This is a genomic window from Shewanella sp. FJAT-52076, assembly GCF_019457455.1.
GTDB lineage: Bacteria > Pseudomonadota > Gammaproteobacteria > Enterobacterales > Shewanellaceae > Shewanella > Shewanella zhangzhouensis.
On the sequence record NZ_CP080415.1, the window covers coordinates 3,518,182 to 3,535,865 of the forward strand.

General features: G+C 56.6%; 15 protein-coding genes. 11 read left to right on the forward strand and 4 right to left on the reverse strand.

Going from position 1 to position 17,684, the window contains the following annotated elements:
- The first annotated feature begins 294 nt into the window (after positions 1 to 294).
- Genes K0H79_RS15510 through K0H79_RS15530 form a run of 5 tightly spaced genes read left to right on the forward strand, consistent with a single transcriptional unit; the run spans position 295 to position 5,146 of the window.
- Positions 295 to 564: a chaperone NapD gene (locus K0H79_RS15510; RefSeq protein WP_220065596.1), complete on the forward strand. Its 270-nt coding sequence runs from the start codon at positions 295 to 297 to the stop codon at positions 562 to 564.
- A complete protein-coding gene (gene napA / locus K0H79_RS15515; protein WP_220065597.1) occupies positions 561 to 3,044 on the forward strand; it encodes a nitrate reductase catalytic subunit NapA in 2,484 nt (827 codons plus the stop codon). Before K0H79_RS15510 ends, napA begins: the two co-directional genes overlap by 4 nt.
- A 43-nt stretch (positions 3,045 to 3,087) precedes the next feature.
- Entirely contained in the window at positions 3,088 to 3,810 is a 723-nt protein-coding gene (gene napG / locus K0H79_RS15520; protein WP_220076416.1) for a ferredoxin-type protein NapG, read from the forward strand.
- The gene (napH, locus tag K0H79_RS15525; RefSeq protein WP_220076417.1) at positions 3,807 to 4,718 is read left to right on the forward strand and encodes a quinol dehydrogenase ferredoxin subunit NapH; all 912 of its coding nucleotides are present in this window, start codon (positions 3,807 to 3,809) and stop codon (positions 4,716 to 4,718) included. Before napG ends, napH begins: the two co-directional genes overlap by 4 nt.
- Positions 4,715 to 5,146, forward strand: coding sequence for a nitrate reductase cytochrome c-type subunit (locus K0H79_RS15530; RefSeq protein ID WP_220076418.1), 432 nt, complete (start codon positions 4,715 to 4,717; stop codon positions 5,144 to 5,146). The genes napH and K0H79_RS15530 overlap by 4 nt, the downstream gene beginning before the upstream one ends.
- Before the next feature lie 76 nt (positions 5,147 to 5,222).
- Here the strand turns inward: K0H79_RS15530 and K0H79_RS15535 are convergent, their stop codons facing one another.
- A complete protein-coding gene (locus tag K0H79_RS15535) occupies positions 5,223 to 6,122 on the reverse strand; it encodes a LysR family transcriptional regulator ArgP (RefSeq protein ID WP_220076419.1) in 900 nt (299 codons plus the stop codon).
- A gap of 142 nt (positions 6,123 to 6,264) precedes the next feature.
- On the opposite strand from K0H79_RS15535, the gene K0H79_RS15540 reads away from it, so the two are divergent.
- From K0H79_RS15540 to K0H79_RS15555, 4 genes are all read left to right on the forward strand, one after another.
- Positions 6,265 to 6,891, forward strand: a complete 627-nt coding sequence (locus K0H79_RS15540; RefSeq protein ID WP_220076420.1) for a LysE/ArgO family amino acid transporter — start codon at positions 6,265 to 6,267, stop codon at positions 6,889 to 6,891.
- A 249-nt stretch (positions 6,892 to 7,140) separates the two neighbouring features.
- A complete protein-coding gene (locus K0H79_RS15545) occupies positions 7,141 to 8,868 on the forward strand; it encodes a diguanylate cyclase (protein WP_220076421.1) in 1,728 nt (575 codons plus the stop codon).
- A gap of 456 nt (positions 8,869 to 9,324) precedes the next feature.
- Positions 9,325 to 11,367, forward strand: a complete 2,043-nt coding sequence (locus K0H79_RS15550) for a multiheme c-type cytochrome (protein ID WP_220076422.1) — start codon at positions 9,325 to 9,327, stop codon at positions 11,365 to 11,367.
- Positions 11,368 to 11,781: 414 nt separating this feature from the next.
- Positions 11,782 to 12,159 carry a TonB-dependent receptor gene (locus K0H79_RS15555; protein WP_220076423.1) on the forward strand — a complete coding sequence of 126 codons (378 nt, stop codon included), beginning with the start codon at positions 11,782 to 11,784 and terminating at the stop codon, positions 12,157 to 12,159.
- Between the two features lie 29 nt (positions 12,160 to 12,188).
- Here K0H79_RS15555 and mltA read toward each other — a convergent pair whose 3' ends face one another.
- Complete coding sequence (gene mltA, locus K0H79_RS15560; protein ID WP_220076424.1) at positions 12,189 to 13,301, reverse strand: murein transglycosylase A; 1,113 nt, start codon at positions 13,299 to 13,301, stop codon at positions 12,189 to 12,191.
- A gap of 144 nt (positions 13,302 to 13,445) precedes the next feature.
- On the opposite strand from mltA, the gene K0H79_RS15565 reads away from it, so the two are divergent.
- The gene (locus K0H79_RS15565; protein ID WP_220076425.1) at positions 13,446 to 14,393 is read left to right on the forward strand and encodes an L-threonylcarbamoyladenylate synthase; all 948 of its coding nucleotides are present in this window, start codon (positions 13,446 to 13,448) and stop codon (positions 14,391 to 14,393) included.
- A 97-nt stretch (positions 14,394 to 14,490) separates the two neighbouring features.
- On the opposite strand, the gene K0H79_RS15570 is transcribed toward K0H79_RS15565, so the two are convergent.
- Both K0H79_RS15570 and K0H79_RS15575 read right to left on the reverse strand, forming a co-directional pair.
- Complete coding sequence (locus tag K0H79_RS15570; protein WP_220076426.1) at positions 14,491 to 15,345, reverse strand: pirin family protein; 855 nt, start codon at positions 15,343 to 15,345, stop codon at positions 14,491 to 14,493.
- A 95-nt stretch (positions 15,346 to 15,440) separates the two neighbouring features.
- Complete coding sequence (locus K0H79_RS15575) at positions 15,441 to 15,638, reverse strand: YheV family putative zinc ribbon protein (RefSeq protein ID WP_011761102.1); 198 nt, start codon at positions 15,636 to 15,638, stop codon at positions 15,441 to 15,443.
- A gap of 134 nt (positions 15,639 to 15,772) precedes the next feature.
- On the opposite strand from K0H79_RS15575, the gene K0H79_RS15580 reads away from it, so the two are divergent.
- Positions 15,773 to 17,680: an ABC transporter ATP-binding protein gene (locus tag K0H79_RS15580; RefSeq protein WP_220076427.1), complete on the forward strand. Its 1,908-nt coding sequence runs from the start codon at positions 15,773 to 15,775 to the stop codon at positions 17,678 to 17,680.
- Positions 17,681 to 17,684: the final 4 nt, after the last annotated feature.

A 17,684-nucleotide genomic window follows, 5' to 3' on the forward strand; every position in this document is an offset into this window, starting at 1 on the left:
GTCGTTCTTTTAAAATGAACCCCATTGAAAAACAAGAATCAATTTCATTTAACCCCTTCATTTTTCAGGCGCTACCCAGAGTGAAAAGCTCGCCTGGCTGCTTAGGATTTTTAAAAGTCACTGGTTAAATTTCAAACTGAGAAGCAGATCACGCTCAAAAACATGATCTCTGTCTACAAACCTCTCTGATACCTCCTAGTGGGTATACCCACAAAAATAGCAAGGTCTAGACTCGAAGCTAATTCAAGGCCCCCGGGTCAGCGTTGCTGTTCCCGGTTGTAGCGAGCAAATGTCATGACACAGGAATATCACGTCACCAGTCTGGTGGTGCATGCCGCCCCCAGCCAGGCCAATGCCATCAGTGATGCCATTGAAGCTCTGCCCGGCGCCGAGGTTCATGCCACCAGTCCCGAAGGCAAGTTGGTCGTGACCCTGGAAGGGTCCACCCAGCGAGCCATTCTCGACAATGTCGAGGCCATCAACGCCCTTAACGGGGTGCTATCCAGCAGTCTGATCTATCACCAATCAGAGCAAGAACAACAAGTGAGTGAGGAAACACCATGAGCATAAGCCGTCGCGAGTTTCTAAAAGCCAATGCCGCCGTGGCCGCGGCCACGGCAGTAGGTGTCACTCTGCCAGTGAAAGTGGTTGAAGCCGCTGAGCAGAAGGACAACATCAAATGGGACAAAGCCCCCTGCCGTTTCTGCGGCGTGGGCTGTTCGGTGCTGGTTGGCACCCGGGACGGCAAAGTGGTTGCCACCAAGGGGGATCCCCAAAGCCCGGTCAACAAGGGCCTGAACTGTATCAAGGGCTACTTCCTGTCGAAAATCATGTACGGTAAGGACCGTCTGGACACACCGCTGCTGCGCATGAAAGACGGCAAGTACGACAAGAACGGCGAATTCACCCCGGTGAGCTGGGATGTGGCGCTGGACACCATGGCCGACAAGTGGAAAGCCAGCCTCAAGGCCAAGGGCCCCACTTCTGTAGGCATGTTTGGCTCGGGCCAGTGGACCATCTGGGAAGGCTATGCCGCCGCCAAGTTGCACAAGGCCGGTTTCCTCACCAACAACATCGACCCCAATGCCCGTCACTGCATGGCCTCTGCCGTGGGCGCCTTTATGCGTACCTTCGGTATCGACGAGCCCATGGGCTGTTATGACGACCTCGAAGCCGCCGATCACTTCGTGCTCTGGGGCGCCAACATGGCCGAGATGCACCCCATCCTGTGGGCGCGCCTGTCTGACCGCCGCCTGAGCAATCCCAACGGCAAGGTCCACGTGCTCTCGACCTTCGAGAACCGCTCCTTCGATTTGGCCGATAACCCCATGGTGTTCCGTCCACAAACGGACATGGTGATCCTGAACTTTATCGCCAACTACATCATCCAGAACAAGGCCGTTAACAAAGACTTCGTCAGCAAGCACACCAACTTCGCCCTGGGTGTAACCGACATTGGTTATGGCCTGCGCCCTGACCATCCGCTGGAGAAAAAAGCCAAGAACCCCGGCAACGGCAAGTCCACGCCAATCTCCTTCGACGAATACGCCAAGTTTGTCAGCACTTATACCCTGGAATACGCCAGCGAAATGAGTGGTGTACCCGCCGAGCGTCTGGTGGAGCTGGCCAAGGCCTATGCCGACCCAAGCGTGAAGGTGATGAGCCTGTGGACCATGGGTGTGAACCAGCACGTCCGTGGTGTGTGGACCAACAACATGATCTACAACATCCACCTGCTGACCGGCAAAATCGCCACCCCGGGCAACAGCCCCTTCTCCCTCACCGGCCAGCCATCGGCCTGTGGTACCGCCCGTGAAGTGGGTACCTTTGCCCACCGTTTGCCCGCCGACATGGTAGTGGCCAACGACAAGCACCGCGCCATTACCGAGAAACTCTGGCAGCTGCCTGAAGGCACTATTCCGCCCAAGCCCGGATTCCACGCCGTGCTGCAAAGCCGGATGCTCAAAGACGGCAAGCTGAACTGCTACTGGACCATGTGTACCAACAATATGCAGGCCGGCCCCAACATCAACGATGAAATCTATCCAGGCTTCCGTAACCCCGAAAACTTCATCGTGGTATCAGACCCATACCCAACGGTCACTGCCATGGCCGCCGACCTTATTCTGCCGACCGCCATGTGGGTGGAAAAAGAAGGTGCCTACGGTAACGCCGAGCGCCGTACCCACATGTGGCACCAGCAGGTGAAGGCCCCGGAAGGCGCCAAGTCTGACCTGTGGCAGCTGATGGAGTTCGCCAAGCGCTTCACCATTGATGAAGTCTGGCCAGCAGAGCTGATTGCCAAGAAGCCAGAGTACGCCGGTAAGAGCCTGTATCAGGTGCTGTTTGCCAACGGCGTTATCGATAAGTTCCCAACCTCCGACTGCAAGGGCGAACTGAACGATGAATCCGAGCACTTCGGCTTCTATGTGCAGAAGGGCATTTTCGAAGAATATGCCGCCTTCGGTCGCGGCAAGGCACACGATCTGGCCGCCTTCGACGACTACCACCCAACCCGCGGTCTGCGCTGGCCTGTGGTGGATGGCAAAGAAACCCTGCGCCGCTTTGTTGAGGGGTCCGACCCCTATGTGAAGGCAGGTGAAGGCTTTAAGTTCTACGGTAAGCCAGACGGCAAGGCGGTGATTTTCGCCCTGCCTTACGAGCCCGCCGCCGAAGAGCCGAACGAAGAATACGATCTGTGGATGAGCACAGGCCGGGTACTGGAACACTGGCACACCGCCTCCATGACCGCCCGGGTACCTGAGCTGTACCGCGCCTACCCTGACGCGCAGATTTTCATGCACCCAGAGGATGCCAAGGCCCGTGGCCTGAACCGTGGCGACGAGGTGATTGTGGCCTCGCCAAGGGGCGAAGTGAAGACCCGTGTCGAAACCAAGGGCCGCAACAAGCCACCCCGTGGCGTGGTGTTTATGCCCTTCTTCGACGCCCGTCAGCTGGTAAACAAGCTGCTGCTGGACGCGACTGATCCGCTGTCAAAAGAGACAGACTTCAAGAAGTGTCCGGTGAAGGTGATGAAGGCCTGATAGGGCCGGAATACGCCAAGGCCGTGAACGGGAGAGCATCATCATGACCAGACAACAGAGTAAGACCCAGGGCATTAACCGGCGCCAGTTTCTGGCGACGACCGCCCGGCTGTCCTGCGCTGTTGCTCTGGCCGGGGGCGGCATTGCCACAGTCGCCAAATCTCAGCCACTGGGTCCCCAGGCCATCCGGCCGCCGGGGGCACTGACCGAGCAGGATTTTCTGTCGGCCTGCGTGCGCTGTGGTTTGTGTGTTGAGGCCTGCCCCTACGATACCTTGAAGCTCGCCCGCTGGTTTGAACAGGCGCCCACAGGTACGCCCTGGTTCGAGGCCCGCAAGGTGCCCTGTGAGATGTGTGATGATATCCCCTGCATCAAGGCCTGCCCCAGCGGCGCCCTCGAGCAGGCACTCACCGACATCGACCAGGCAAAAATGGGCATAGCGGTACTGATTGATGAGAAAAACTGCCTGAATTTCAAGGGACTCAGATGCGATGTCTGTTACCGGGTTTGCCCGCTGATTGACAATGCCATCACCCTTGAGCGCTCCCGCAACGAGCGCAGCGGCCATCACGCCATGTTTATCCCTGTTGTGCATCCGGACGCCTGTACCGGCTGCGGCAAGTGTGAACATGCCTGCGTTCTGGACGAGGCAGCCATCAAGGTATTGCCACCCCATATTGCCATGGGCAAAACCGCCGAACACGACACCTATATCAACACCGAAAACACAACCCTGGAGATGCTGAATAAGGGGTTTGAACTATGAGCACAGCCAAGGTCGACAAGGCACGCTTTGCCGAGGATGCCATCCGCGAGCTGGGATGGTGGAAGGCGCATCGCTTTTTGCTTTTGCGCCGCGCCTCTCAGCTGACGGTACTGGCGCTGTTTGCCATCGGCCCCCTGTTGGGGCTGTGGCTGCTCAAGGGCAACCTCTCATCCAGCTTACTGCTCGATACCATCCCCATGGCCGACCCGCTGGTCACACTGCAGCTGCTTACCTCCGGCCATGTGCCCGAGGCCAGCCTGCTGATTGGCGCGGCCGTTATCGGCCTGTTTTATGCGCTGATGGGGGGACGGGTGTTCTGCAGTTGGGTGTGCCCGGTGAATATGGTGACGGATCTGGCGGCCTACCTTCGCAGACGCTTTGCCCTGCCAAGGACTCCGGAGCTGCCGCGCCAGCAGCGCTACTTTATGTTGGCGCTGGTGCTGCTGTTGCCTGTGGTCACAGGCGTGGCCGCCTGGGAGTGGCTCAACCCAGTGCCCGTGCTTTACCGCGCCGTGCTGTTTGGTGCAGGTGCCGGGCTTGGGCTGCTTGTCGCCATCTTCCTTGCCGACTTGTTGCTGGTCGAGCGGATGTGGTGCTCGCACCTGTGCCCCAGCGGCGCCCTGTTCGCCCTCTTGGGTAAACTGAGCCCGGTGAAGATGACCGCAGTGAATGCCAAAGACTGCAACAACTGCATGGATTGCTTCGTGGTCTGCCCCGAGCGTCAGGTGCTCAAACCCGCCCTCAAAGGCCAGAGCCCCATCATCACTGACAGTGATTGCACCCAGTGCGGCCGCTGCATCGATGTGTGTGCCAAACGCGTATTCCAGTACAAGAACCGATTTACATCCCAGGATAATCCTTTAGAGAAAAGCCACCGAATTGCCAAGAAGGCGGAGAACGAACAATGAAAAAAGTACTCACCTTAGCTGCGCTGTTTGTCGCCATCGCCGGTTGCAGCGGCCAGAATGCCCCCGTAAATAATGAGCCGGTGAACATCCAGTCGCTGGCGGGAAATGCTGAGCTTACCGATGTGCGCCCGGCCGATGCACTGCCCACCTACCCCAAGCGTGGCACCGCCATCGAGCGTAACTACATTGAGCAGCCACCGCTTATTCCCCACAAAGACGACTACGCCATCAGCTTAAATAAAAATGGCTGTATGAACTGTCACAGCTGGGATAAGGCCGAGCGGATGAAAGCCACCCCGGTGGCCAAGTCCCACACAGTGGATGCCAAGGGCACCCTCAATGGTCAGAACTACTTCTGTACCCAGTGCCACGTGGCCCAGGCTGATAACAAGACCGAACTGGTGGAAAACACCTTCAGCACCAAGTAAGGCTGTTGCAATGAATGCAAAGCCCCGCAATCGCGGGGCTTTTTTCTGCCAATTGAATGATGCAGGAAGAAGGTACTCAGATGTCCTGCTGCCTGAGGCTTTGGCGCGCGGCCGCGGCCAACGCCCGGTAGATAATGGTGGTGTGCTTGGCCTTGATATTCCAATGCTGCCAGTAAAGGGCCACATCCATGCCAAGCCCGGGACAGAGGTCAACCAAAGTACCTGCATTAATCAATTTGTCGGCCTGCAGATGTCCCACCAGCCCGTAGCCCAGGTGCTGCACTATGGCATCCAGAAAACCTTCCGACGAGGGCACTGTATGCTGATAAAAACCATTGGCAGGCATGGAGAAATAGCTCGACAGAAAGCGCTCGTGCAGCCTGTCCTTGGTGGAGAAAATCACCGCTGGGGCCTTGCTCAGGGCCTCAGTAGTCAAACCGTCGGCAAAGAAACGTTCCACAAACTCCGGAGTTGCGACACAGCGATAATGCATCACCCCCAAAAACTCGCTGGAGCAACCCGCCATGGGCTCAGCCGTAGTGGTGACACAGCCCACAGCATCGCCATTTTTCAACAGGTTATGGGTATAAGACTCGTCATCCACAATGAGCTTCATCAGCCAGCCATAGCGGACAAAGAGTGGGCTTAACGCCGGTAGAAACCAGGTGGCGAGGCTATCTGCGTTGACCGCAATGGCAATCTGGGTCGGCTTGCCCGGATCTTCGGCATTAAGCTCACTGCCAAGCTCACTCTCAAGCAGCGCCACCTGCTGGTAGTGGCGCAACAGCCGCTTGCCGGCGGGGGTTGGCGTAACTGGCACAGAGCGAATGAGCAGCGACTGACCTATGCGCTCTTCAAGCTGGCGAATCCGCTGTGATACCGCCGACTGGGTGATACAGAGCACCTTGGCGGCACGCTCAAAACCACCGGCCTCCACCACTGCCGCCAGCGCCTTTAAATTGGTGTAATCCAGCATGCTTTCCCCTCAATCGCCAGCGCCTGTTAACAGACCCAAAACATCATAAGAGTTACTAATATCCTATAAAAAACATTAGTTATCTTAATTACTTTTTCTTGGATAAGCTGCGCTCAATTGCTACACAGCCGAGGAAAACCCAGTGGAAACCGCATTCGTTCAGGGGCTGGCCATAGGCGCCAGCCTGATCATCGCCGTTGGCGCCCAAAACGCCTTTGTACTCAAGCAGGGGATTATGCGCGCCCACAGTCTGCCAATTGCCCTGACCTGCTCCATCATAGATGCGCTGATGATTGCCGCCGGCGTGGCCGGGCTGGGGTCGCTGGTGCTGGCGTTTCCGATGCTGAAACACGCTGCCAGCCTGGGCGGAGCCGCCTTCTTGATTTGGTACGGCACCAATGCCCTGAAGGCCTCTTTCAGCGATAAGGAAATGGATTTGTCCAAAGCAACAGGGGCGGGCAGCCTCAAGGCAGCGCTGATGACCACCCTCGCCATCAGCTTTTTGAACCCACACCTGTACCTGGATACCGTGGTGCTGCTGGGCTCCATCAGCACCCAGTTTTCTGGCCCCGACCGCCAGTGGTTTGGTGCGGGTGCCGTGCTGGCCTCGTTTGTGTGGTTCTTTGCCTTGAGTTTTGGCGCCAGACTGATGGCACCTATGTTTGCCAGGCCTGCCGCCTGGCGTTATCTGGACCGCTTTATCTTTGTGACCATGTACGCCATTGCCACCGCGCTGCTGTGGCCCTACGCCAAGGCGCTACTGGCCTGAACCCCGTAATCTTTGTGAACATGTACGCCAGTGCCAGCGCGCTGCTGGCCTGAATCCCGTAATTAGCTGCTGCATCGCCTCCTTTCACAGGGAGTCGCTGCAGCTGTGTAATGTCGCCCCCGGACCTCTGTCAGAAAGTCGTATGAATCTCAGCGACTGTGAGCGGCTTCCCTGTTAACGACTCGATAAAGCCCGCGATGTCATTTATGATTGGCTGTCTTTAGCCATTTCTTTAAATTGGACTTTTTGATGCTTACGCGCGCTGTGTCATTGATGACAAGGATGATGTTATTGCTTATCTGCGCATTTGCCGGACCGCTGCTGGCCGCATCGCAATCCACCACCAACCTCATTAACGTCGGTGATGGTGACATCGCATTGAAAGAGTTCGTCATGGGTTATTTTGTCGACCCGAGCCAGCAGATGTCATTGGCCGAGGTGCAGCAGCAGGAGTTTATCCCAAGCGGCAGCAGCATCACCCTGGGCACCAATGCCAAGACCACCTGGTCACGGCTGGACATCCACAATACTTCAAGCCACAGTCGCCGCTTATTCGTCCATCATCCCCATGCCTACCATTTAGAAAGCATCGGCTTTTACGAAACACGCCAGGGTGAGCTGTTAAATCAGGCCGATATTCACCTGGACAGGGATGAATCCCATCCCATGATGTTTGGAGGCAGCGCCGTATTTGCGTTCGTTATCGCCCCCGATGAGTACAAAACCATCTACATCAAGAATGTGACCTTCTCCCATCAATGGTACAGCCTGCAACTATTCGACGAAGCGCATTCCAAACGCGCGCTGGTGGGCAGTGGCAACTACATAGCACTGCTGGTTGGCATGATGCTGGCGCTGATGATTTACAACTTCTTTTTGTATCTGTCGGCCCGCAAAGTAGAAAACGTGGTGTACGCCCTCTACCTCATCTCGGGCACCATTTGGGTGGGCTTGTCCTATGGGGTGGCAGCCAACTTTTTGGGCATTTACAGCGCCGCCATACTGCAGCTCAACTCAAACCTGCTCAGCATGCCAAGCTTTTTGGTGTTGTTTATGATGCTGATTTTCGAGACCCGCCGCCGCTATCCCAAAGAACATCTGGCGCTGAGCCTGATCCTGACACTGCTGGTTGCAGACTTTATCTACAGCCTGTTTGATGTGGTGGGCGCCCTCAAGCCCGCCAGCACCCTGGCGGCCACGATGATGGTGGTTACCTTTGGCGTGTCATTGTCTTTGTGGCGTAAAGGTGAGCCCCTGGCCAAGTATTTCCTGCTGGGGCATTCGATGTTTATCGTCTTTAATATGCTGGCGGTTTTTTATTACAAGGGCTTAAGCCAGGCCAACCAAATCAACAGCCATGGCGTCGGCATCGGCATCCTGCTGGAAGCATTAATGATGGCCTTTATTCTGTCGTACCGGATTAAAACCCTTGAGCAGCTCAAGGCCAAACAGGGAGAGCTTAAGCGCCAGGCCAACACAGATCCCATGACGCACCTCTTTAACCGTCGCTACTTTGATGTGACCAGCCCGCTGCTGCTGACGGAGGCCAAAGCGACGGGCGCCCACTGGTCCCTGTTGATCATCGACATTGATAATTTCAAGACCATTAACGACACCTATGGCCACCATGTGGGCGATCTGGTGATAATCGAATTTGCCGCCGTGCTCAAACAAAACCAGCGACCGCAGGATATTGCCTGTCGCTTCGGTGGTGATGAGTTTGTGTTGCTGCTCAACTGCAATCTTGAAAATGCCACCCGTATTGCCGAGCGCATCCGCGCACACGCAGAAAGCCTGGCGGTCACCATTCCCGAAGGGCAAAAGCTGCATTTCACCGTGAGTATCGGGGTGCATCCTGTGCTGCCGGGGACTGATAGTATGCAAGAAGCACTGCAGGGCGCCGATGCGGCCCTCTATGAATCCAAGGGACAGGGGCGCAATAAGGTCATCAGCCGCTTGAACGACTCAGCGGCATAGCCTGCTCATGACTTTGTTACTGATGTATTAACAATTTGGTGGCAAAACTTGCGCGCCGACATTAACCGGTAATAGACGCCTTGCCGCCCGATGACGTCGGCGGCGAACACCCGCAATAATCCCAGAAAGGGGCTCCCGGCATCCCCTTACCGCATTTTCCGACGTGGTGAAAAACCTTTCTGCTTATCAAGCACTTTTGTTGCTGCTTGCATTAAACCAGCAACTATTTGTTAAAAATGAGACCTATATCCAAAGTGGTATTAACAAATGCTGCCCAGGTCAAAAACTGTCCTTTCCAGTCATCGTACTATCCCTTTCGAGGCATTGTGCACTCAATAAAAATTAAAAGTACCCAGCGTTTGTACGATGTGATCCACGGCGTCAGGTTCAGAGTCTCAGCACTCTGCCTGGAGCGGGCGCCAAACATCGCAACCTCTGGGGCAAAAGGAGATTATGATGAGAAAATTCACCTCCAGAAAGCTGGCATATCTGGTAGCCGTGGTTCTGACCGGGGCTTTGGCAGGTTGCGGTGATGATGGTAAAGATGGTGTAGATGGCGCGCCTGGAACGCCCGGTACCCCCGGCACACCCGGTACCCCCGGCGAGCCTTGGTCCCCCCCCCCTGTTACCAGTTCCACCGTGACCAATCTGAAAGTGATCAACTATAGCTTCGAAGAAGGGGCTATCAGCTACGAATTTGAGATCACCGATGAAAACAACAACCCAATCAATGGCCTGGTGAACGCACAGGCTAAAGTGGCCGCCCTGACCTCCAAAGGTTATATCAATAACCGTGATGAAGCCGATATCAACGGCATCGCCGACAATGTCGCTATTGGCGGCGCGGCGACCCAGGCCACCGAAGGCGCGGTACTGACTGTGATTGACGATGGTCATTACAAGTTCAGCGCCCCCATGAAAGGGGTCAATGCTGGTACCGAAGGCATCGTCTGGCTGCGTGTGGGCGGTAACGATGGTATTGCCACCTCAGCACCTCTGGTGGTGAACAAGCCCGAAGGCACTCACTCCACCACGACCGAAGCCTGTTTCTCCTGCCACGTGGATTACTCCACCAGCCCACGCCGCCACTCAAGCTATGTAGCACAGGGAATGGACGGCGAAGTCGACTTTGTTGAAGGCTGTCAGGTATGTCACGGCCAGGTGAGTCGTCAGGTCAAGAATGAACAAGGCTTCTCTGTTGGGGGCTATGCATCCAACACTCTCTCCAAGATTGGTCACATCAATCACCAGGAGTTTGAAACCGGCTTTAGCGTGATGAACTGTAGCTCTTGCCACAGTGAGCCCACTATCAACGTCGGCCTCACCGGCCCTGGCTGTATCGACTGTCACGACACAGGCGGCATCCCAGGCGATATCATCCCCGGCAACGGCGCTGATCTGCGTAAGCTGCACGAAGGCAAGACGGCCATCACCTCTAACAAAGCGATTAACGACAGCTACAAGGTCACAGGTACTGCACCAGCCTGGTTCCCTGATTCAGGTACTGCGGGTCAATGGTGTACTACTCTGTCGCTGTTTAAAGTAGATGCTGACACCGGCGCCGAAACCCTGGTTGACCTCCATGAGCTGTTTGATGAAACCCAGACAACTCATAATCCTGACAAGCCAATTAACTATGTGGGTTCATACCTGCACGGCGTGTATAACGACAGCGTCATTGGCCGTATTACCGACGCCTATGAATACAGCTACGACGCCGAAGGTCGCAAGACCATGTGTTATGCACAATCTGCCGGTCACGGTTTACCACCTGTTGCAGGCTCAACACCTGATCTGTCAGCGTGGGCCGGTGCTGGCTTGATGGCATCACTGCGTGTCAGCTTCACCGCCAAAGACTTCACAGGCGCCGAATCTGATGTAGTGACTATTCATGGTTACACCGATGTTGCCTCACAAGCCGATGGCGCTGTGACTGCTTACGATCGTCGTCACAACGTCGACAGCGAGTCTTGCACCACCTGTCACAACAGCGAAGCCAACTTCCACAAGAATGGTAACTTCGCCGAAGGTGGCCTGGGCTGTGTGGCCTGTCACAACAACGGTCAGGACCGTCGTGCCGGTAATTCAGGCCCAGGCTTCGGCCCCATGGTTCACAGCAAGCACTGGGGTGTGGGCAGCAAGAGCGTAGATGCGGACGGCAACGAAGTATCCAACGCCGCCAGCGCCATTGCACCTGAAACCAGCTGCGTGGCCTGTCACGCCGATGGCGCCATGGACCTGAACGAGATCCCCAACCAGTTCATCAAGGCCCGCGCCTATGGTGTCAGCAACAAGATGGCCAGCCCAGTAACGGCCAACTGCTATGCCTGTCACACCAAGGAATCGGCCCTGAGCCACATGAAGTCCATGGGCGGTACCATCTCTGATGACGTACCTGCAACCGGTTGGTACACCCTGTCTACCCAGGAATCCTGTGCCGTGTGCCACAACCCTGGCAATAGCGCAGGCATTGAAAAGTATCACAAGTTTACTCGCTGATACCGGGCGCCACTCCAGAGCGATGCCAGGGTAATACCTCAGTCGCTCTGGTCAGGCAGTTAACAACCCGATAATACAAAACGCCTCCTTAACGGAGGCGTTTTTTTATGTTGATTCCACGGCCCGGCAGCCTCAGTTGCCGCAGCCTCAGTTACTGCCGCATTTTCCGGCTTTCTTGGTCCGCAGCCCTCAGTCCACAACCCTTAGTCCGCAACCCTTAGTCCGCAACCCCAGCCTTGCCTGCGGGAAGCGGAGCATCACTGTAGGACTATACTCACTGAAACCCAATGATTGGCACATACACAGCGCCAACGCCCTGACATTCACTCACGCTGTTTGAAACACCTGCACTGACAGGGGCCAAGCCGTTGCAGGCATGGCCCACGGCAAGACCTGAGCTTCGGAGAATCCAAAATGGACAGAAAGTTTATTATCAGCGCCCTTTGCTATGCCATCCTCGGCATGTGCCTTGGCATCTATATGGCCAAATCAGGCGATCACGGCCACAGGGTGACCCACGCCCACATTATGCTGGCGGGGTTTGTGGTGTCCTTCATCTATGGTCTGTGCCATAAACTCTGGCTGCCAGGAGCCGCAGGAGCGCTGGTACAGGGGCAATTCTGGTTGCATCAGCTGGGGGTACTGCTGATGTCGGCGGGATTGTTTCTGCTCTATGGTCAGCACATAGAGGTGGCCACCATAGACCCGTTGCTGGCCATCTCGTCGTTTATGTTACTGCTGGCGATGGTGCTGATGCTGGTGCTGTTTTTAAAAACACCCAAACAAAGCTAGCGGCACCTGCTTGTTACAGGCTTATGAGGTCAGGGCGTGCCCAGAGTCACACTGGCGCCTGCGCCAAGGCCCAGACGCCATACACGGCCAAAGTGTTTGTAGTGGCCTGCCGCCATCCCGGCCTCGGGCCCCATGCCATGGTAAAGGTCCAGGTGGCCGCCATCCACGGCGCCCCCTGTGTCCAGCGCGATGAGCAGCCTGAGTTCATGCTTGCCGGTCCAGTTACCGGCATCATCGAGCAAAGGCACCTCGGCCAGCAGAGGCGTGCCCATGGGCAGCAGCTGTTTGTCGGCAGCCACGGCCGCCATGGGTAACAAGGGAATGCCTGCGCTGCCCAGCACATCATGGTTGGGCCGCGGCTGGAAAAATACAAAGGACGCGTTGTGGGCCAGCAGTTGCTTCACTTCCTCCTCTGAATGGCTGTCTGCCCAGGCTTTGATGGCCCGCAGCGACATCTGCTCTTTAGCCACTTCACCCTGCTCAATCAACACCTTACCTATACTCCGGTAAGCATGACCATTTTTACCGCCATAGCCCAGGTATTGAAGCTCGTCGTTATCGCCGTAGTGGACAAAGCCTGAGCCCTGCACCTCCATCAAAAAGCTGTCTATCAGGGAGTCGCTGTAGGCCAGCTCTAAGCCCTGCCCCGCCAGGGCGCCCTGCAAAATAGCCTCACGACTTGGGCAGGGCGTGTTGTGCCGCACACAGTCGGGCACGCCATAAAGCGGGTATTGAAAGCGGCTGTCGGGGCTGTGACGCACCTCCAGCACAGGAGAAAAGTAACCGGTAAAGAGCACGTGCCCCTGACGATCGGCGCCGCCAAACTGGGCCGCTTCTATGCCAAAATTGCCCAGAGAAAGCGGATCGCCACCACTCTCGAGCCACTGGGACAGCTGCTGATAGAGGGGGGCATATTGGGATGCCAGTCGTGGTGAGCGCTCAAGCACTAGGCTGCTTTGGTCGGCAAAGCGGGTGTAGTTACGGTTGGCATCAGATTGCACAGCCGCAACCCAATTGAGCGGCTGCTGGAGTTCGCCATCCAGATAACGCTTGCCAAGCTCCCTGTCTGGCTGACTTGCGCAGGCACTGATAAGGGCGGCCAGAAGCACACAACTGAAGGATTTAAACGGGGCTGATTTCACCTTTGGCTCCAAACCGGTAAATATTGCGGCACCATGCCAAAAATCCCGGCTAAAGGCAAAGCCATTCATCATCTGATGCCAGTTTCGGCTTGACTGGCTCTGGTCAAATTTTTACCATACGCGGCCAGTTTTTCAGAGGTGCGTATGGCGCAAATCACTGACCAAATTTCCCTTGCCGTTGCCGCCCTTAACCGGGGTGAGCTGGTGGCTATGCCCACAGAGACTGTGTATGGCCTTGCCGCGGATGCCGGCAACGAGGATGCTGTCGCCAAGGTCTTTGCCTTGAAAGGTCGTCCTGCGACCAATCCGCTGATTGTTCATGTGGCAGATAGCCACTGGGTTCGGGACTGGGCTGCCGAGGTGAGTACCTGTGCCGAGGCGCTGATGACTGCCTTTTGGCCGGGTCCGCTGACCCTGGTTCTGCCCGCAAAAGCCGAGGTGTCCCGCGCCGTCACCGCCGGGCAGGATACGGTCGCGTTAAGAATGCCGGCTCATCCCCAGGCCCTGGCCTTGCTGAAGGATTTTGGCCACGCCTTGGTAGCGCCTTCGGCCAACAAGTACATGTCCATCAGTCCCACCAGCAGCGACCATGTGGCGCGCCAGTTTGCCGATGATGAACTGCTGATTCTGGAAGGTGGCAACTGCAAGGTGGGACTCGAATCCACCATAGTGGCGTTGCTTCCCGGCGATGCACCCAGATTGCTTCGCCCGGGAATGGTGTCGGTCGCCAGCATCGAGGCTGTGCTTGGCCGCCCGGTGGTCCAGCAAAGTGGTGGCGTGGTCGCCCCCGGCCAGCATCACAAACATTACTCCCCCGGTTTGCCCTGCTATCGTTATGGCGCTGAATCCGATGTCAGCCATTTGCACCAAGCCAGTGATATTGGCTGGATTTTCTGCGGCAATGCCGTGCCTGTGGCCGGGAAAGCCATAGAGCTTGGCGCTGACCCCGACAGCTATGCCCAGGGGCTGTACGATGCCCTGTACCAACTCGACCACGAAACACTCAGTGCCATTTATATTGCCGAGCCGCCACACAGCGCAGACTGGCAAGCGGTGCAAAACCGCCTTGAGCGCGCAGCCAGGCCACTCTGAGAAACAGCTGTGACAATCACTTGTAAAAATCACCTGTAAAAAAGGGGCCCTGTGGCCCCTTTTCTGTATTCACAACCGTCTACTTTCGAATGGATTGCTATTTGGGCAGTTCGAGTGAGCCGAATCGACCCGTCTGATAATCATGGATAGCCTGACGTATTTCGGCCTCGGTGTTCATCACAAAGGGGCCCATATGCACTATTTGCTCGCCGATGGGCTCACCGGCAAAGAGCAGCATGCCGGCACCATCCTCTGTGGCCAGCAGCTCCAGCTCGCCGGGCTGCAGCACCAAATACTCGCCACTGAAGAAAGACCTGCCATCATCAGTACTCAGTGCCCCCTGATACAGATACAGGCCGACAAAGCCGCGTTCGCTCAAATCAAGACAGGCACGCCCGCCCGGTGCTATCGACAAATCGGCCACAGCGCCATCCGCCGCCAGGCCCTGGACCAGACCATCTATCGCCTCACCTTCAAAAAGCCAGCGCCCTGCCAGGGGATAAAAGTCTGCCCCCCTGTCCGATGGGTATCTTTGCTGCACCAGCTCTGTGCTGTCGAGGTAGCGGGCCGGACGCATCTTGTCCTTTGCGGGCATATTGAGCCAAATCTGAAAGCCATGCAGGCCATCGCTCGCATCGGCCAGTGGCATTTCGGAGTGAATAACGCCCGAGCCGGTGCTCATCCACTGCACATCACCGGCGCGAATGGCGCGCACGTTGCCCATGTGGTCACGGTGCTCAAAGCCGCCCTTGCGGATATAGGTAAAGGTCTCAATTCCCCGGTGGGGATGGGGCGGGAAACCGCCGATAAAATCGCTTTTATCATCCGAGCGGATTTCGTCGACCATCAGGAAGGGGTCCAGCTGCAAGCGCTCGAAATCGGCCACCCGACGGATGTTGACCCCATCTCCATCCATGGCGGGACGGGAAAATAGACGTGTTTTGATCTTCATGGCGAGTTCTCCAATGCAATGATGACAGCATAGCGCCCGCCAATACGAAAGAATATCGCAAAGATGTGGCTGAATACCTCGACAAAATCGAACGGTTAGTCGGGTTTAAACACCCCAATCACTGCGCCTGATGCCTTCTGGGCCACTTTTTCCTCGGCCTGTTGTTCGCGATAATCGCACTCGACACATTCCACGGTTTCAACGCCGTGATCTTTGAACAGCACTATGCTGTCGCTCGCGCCACACTTGGGGCATTTGGCACCGGCCACAAATCGTTTTCTGGAAATACTCATACAGGAACATCCAACAAAAGAATGCCGCTATTGTGCCACAGCTTGCACAGGCAACCCTAATCCCGGCTTCACGCTGGATGCCGGGCCTGAACTTGGTTATTATTCTGCCCTTTGTATCTGTATGTGGACCATCGATGATCACCCTGTCCCAGGCCCAGCTTATCCGCGGCAGTAAAGTACTGCTGGATGAGGCCAATCTCACCATTTACCCCGGTCACAAGGTCGGCCTTGTTGGCGCCAATGGCACCGGCAAATCCTCTTTGCTGGCACTGATCATGGGCAAACTCAGCCTGGACAAGGGCGATATTCAGGTTCCCCGGGAGTGGCGCATTGCCTCTGTGGCCCAGGAAACCCCGGCACTGGAAGTCTCGGCACTGGAATATGTGCTCGATGGCGACGTGGAGTTTCGCGAACTCGAAGCGGGCCTAAGAAAAGCCGAGGCCGACAACGATGGCCATGCCATTGCAGACCTGCACGGTAAGCTCGATGCCATCGGCGGCTACAGCATACGTGCCCGCGCCGGTGCCCTGCTGGCGGGCTTGGGCTTCAGCGAAGAAAAGCAGTCCGTGAGCGTGAAAAGCTTTTCCGGTGGCTGGCGTATGCGCCTCAACCTGGCTCAGGCGCTACTGTGTCGCTCTGAATTGTTGCTGCTTGACGAACCCACCAACCACCTGGATCTGGACACCATGTTCTGGCTCGAGGACTGGATCAAGAGCTACCCCGGCACTCTGGTGCTCATCAGCCACGACCGCGACTTCATCGACGCCATCGTGGACGAAATTGTCCACGTGGAAAACCAGAAGCTCAACTTCTACAAGGGCAACTACAGCACCTTTGAGCGCACCCGCGCCGAGCGTATGGCTCAGCAGCAGGTGGCCTTTGAGCGCCAGCAGCGTGAACGCGCCCACATGCAGTCCTTCGTTGACCGCTTCCGCTACAAGGCCAGCAAGGCCAAGCAGGCCCAGAGCCGCCTGAAGGCGCTGGAGAAGATGACAGAGCTCTTGCCCGCCAAGGCCGACAGCCAGTTTTATATGGAGTTTCGTGAGCCCGCGAGCCTGCCAAACCCGCTGGTGGCCATGGAAAATGTGTCTGTGGGTTATGGCGACACGCCCATCCTTGGCAAGGTGCACTTAAACCTGGTGCCCGGTGCCCGTATTGGTCTTTTGGGCCGCAACGGCGCCGGTAAATCAACCCTGATCAAACTGCTGGCGAGCGAGCTTAAACCGCTCACCGGCAAGTACGAGCCCAACCCCGGTCTCACCATTGGCTACTTTGCCCAGCATCAGCTGGAGTATTTGCACATGGACGACAGCCCCCTGATGCACCTGCAACGGCTGGCGCCGAGCCACCGCGAACAGGAGCTGCGGGATTTTCTCGGTGGTTTTGGCTTTAATGGCGACATGGCGCTCTCGCCGGTGGCGCCCTTCTCCGGCGGCGAAAAAGCCCGACTGGTGCTGGCGCTTTTGGTATGGCAGCGCCCTAACCTGTTGCTGCTCGACGAACCCACCAACCACCTGGATCTGGAAATGCGCCACGCCCTGACGCTGGCACTGCAAACCTTTGAAGGCGCCATGGTGATAGTGTCACACGACAGGCACCTGCTCAGACTCACCTGTAACGACTACTATCTGGTGGATGCCGGTCAGGTCAGCAGCTTTGACGGCGATCTTGAGGATTACCATCAGTGGCTGCTGGACGCAGCAAAAGCCGCTGCCGCCAGGGTAAACGATAACGACCCAGAGCGCCCGGCTCAGGACAAGAAGCAGCAAAAGCGACTGGAAGCCGAACTGCGCCAAAAGCTCTCGCCCCTGAGAAAGCAGCAAACCAAACTCGAAGATGAGCAGCATAAGCTGGCCAGCCGTCTGGCGGTAATAGAAGAGCGCCTGGCCGATACCAGCCTCTACGAGGCACAAAACAAGGCCGAGCTGACAAAAATTCTCGCCGAGCGCACGACTCTGGGTCAGCAGCAGGAAGAAAGCGAGATGGCGTGGCTGGAGCTTCAGGAGCAAATCGATGCCATCGAACAGGGGGCTCAGCTCTGACTGA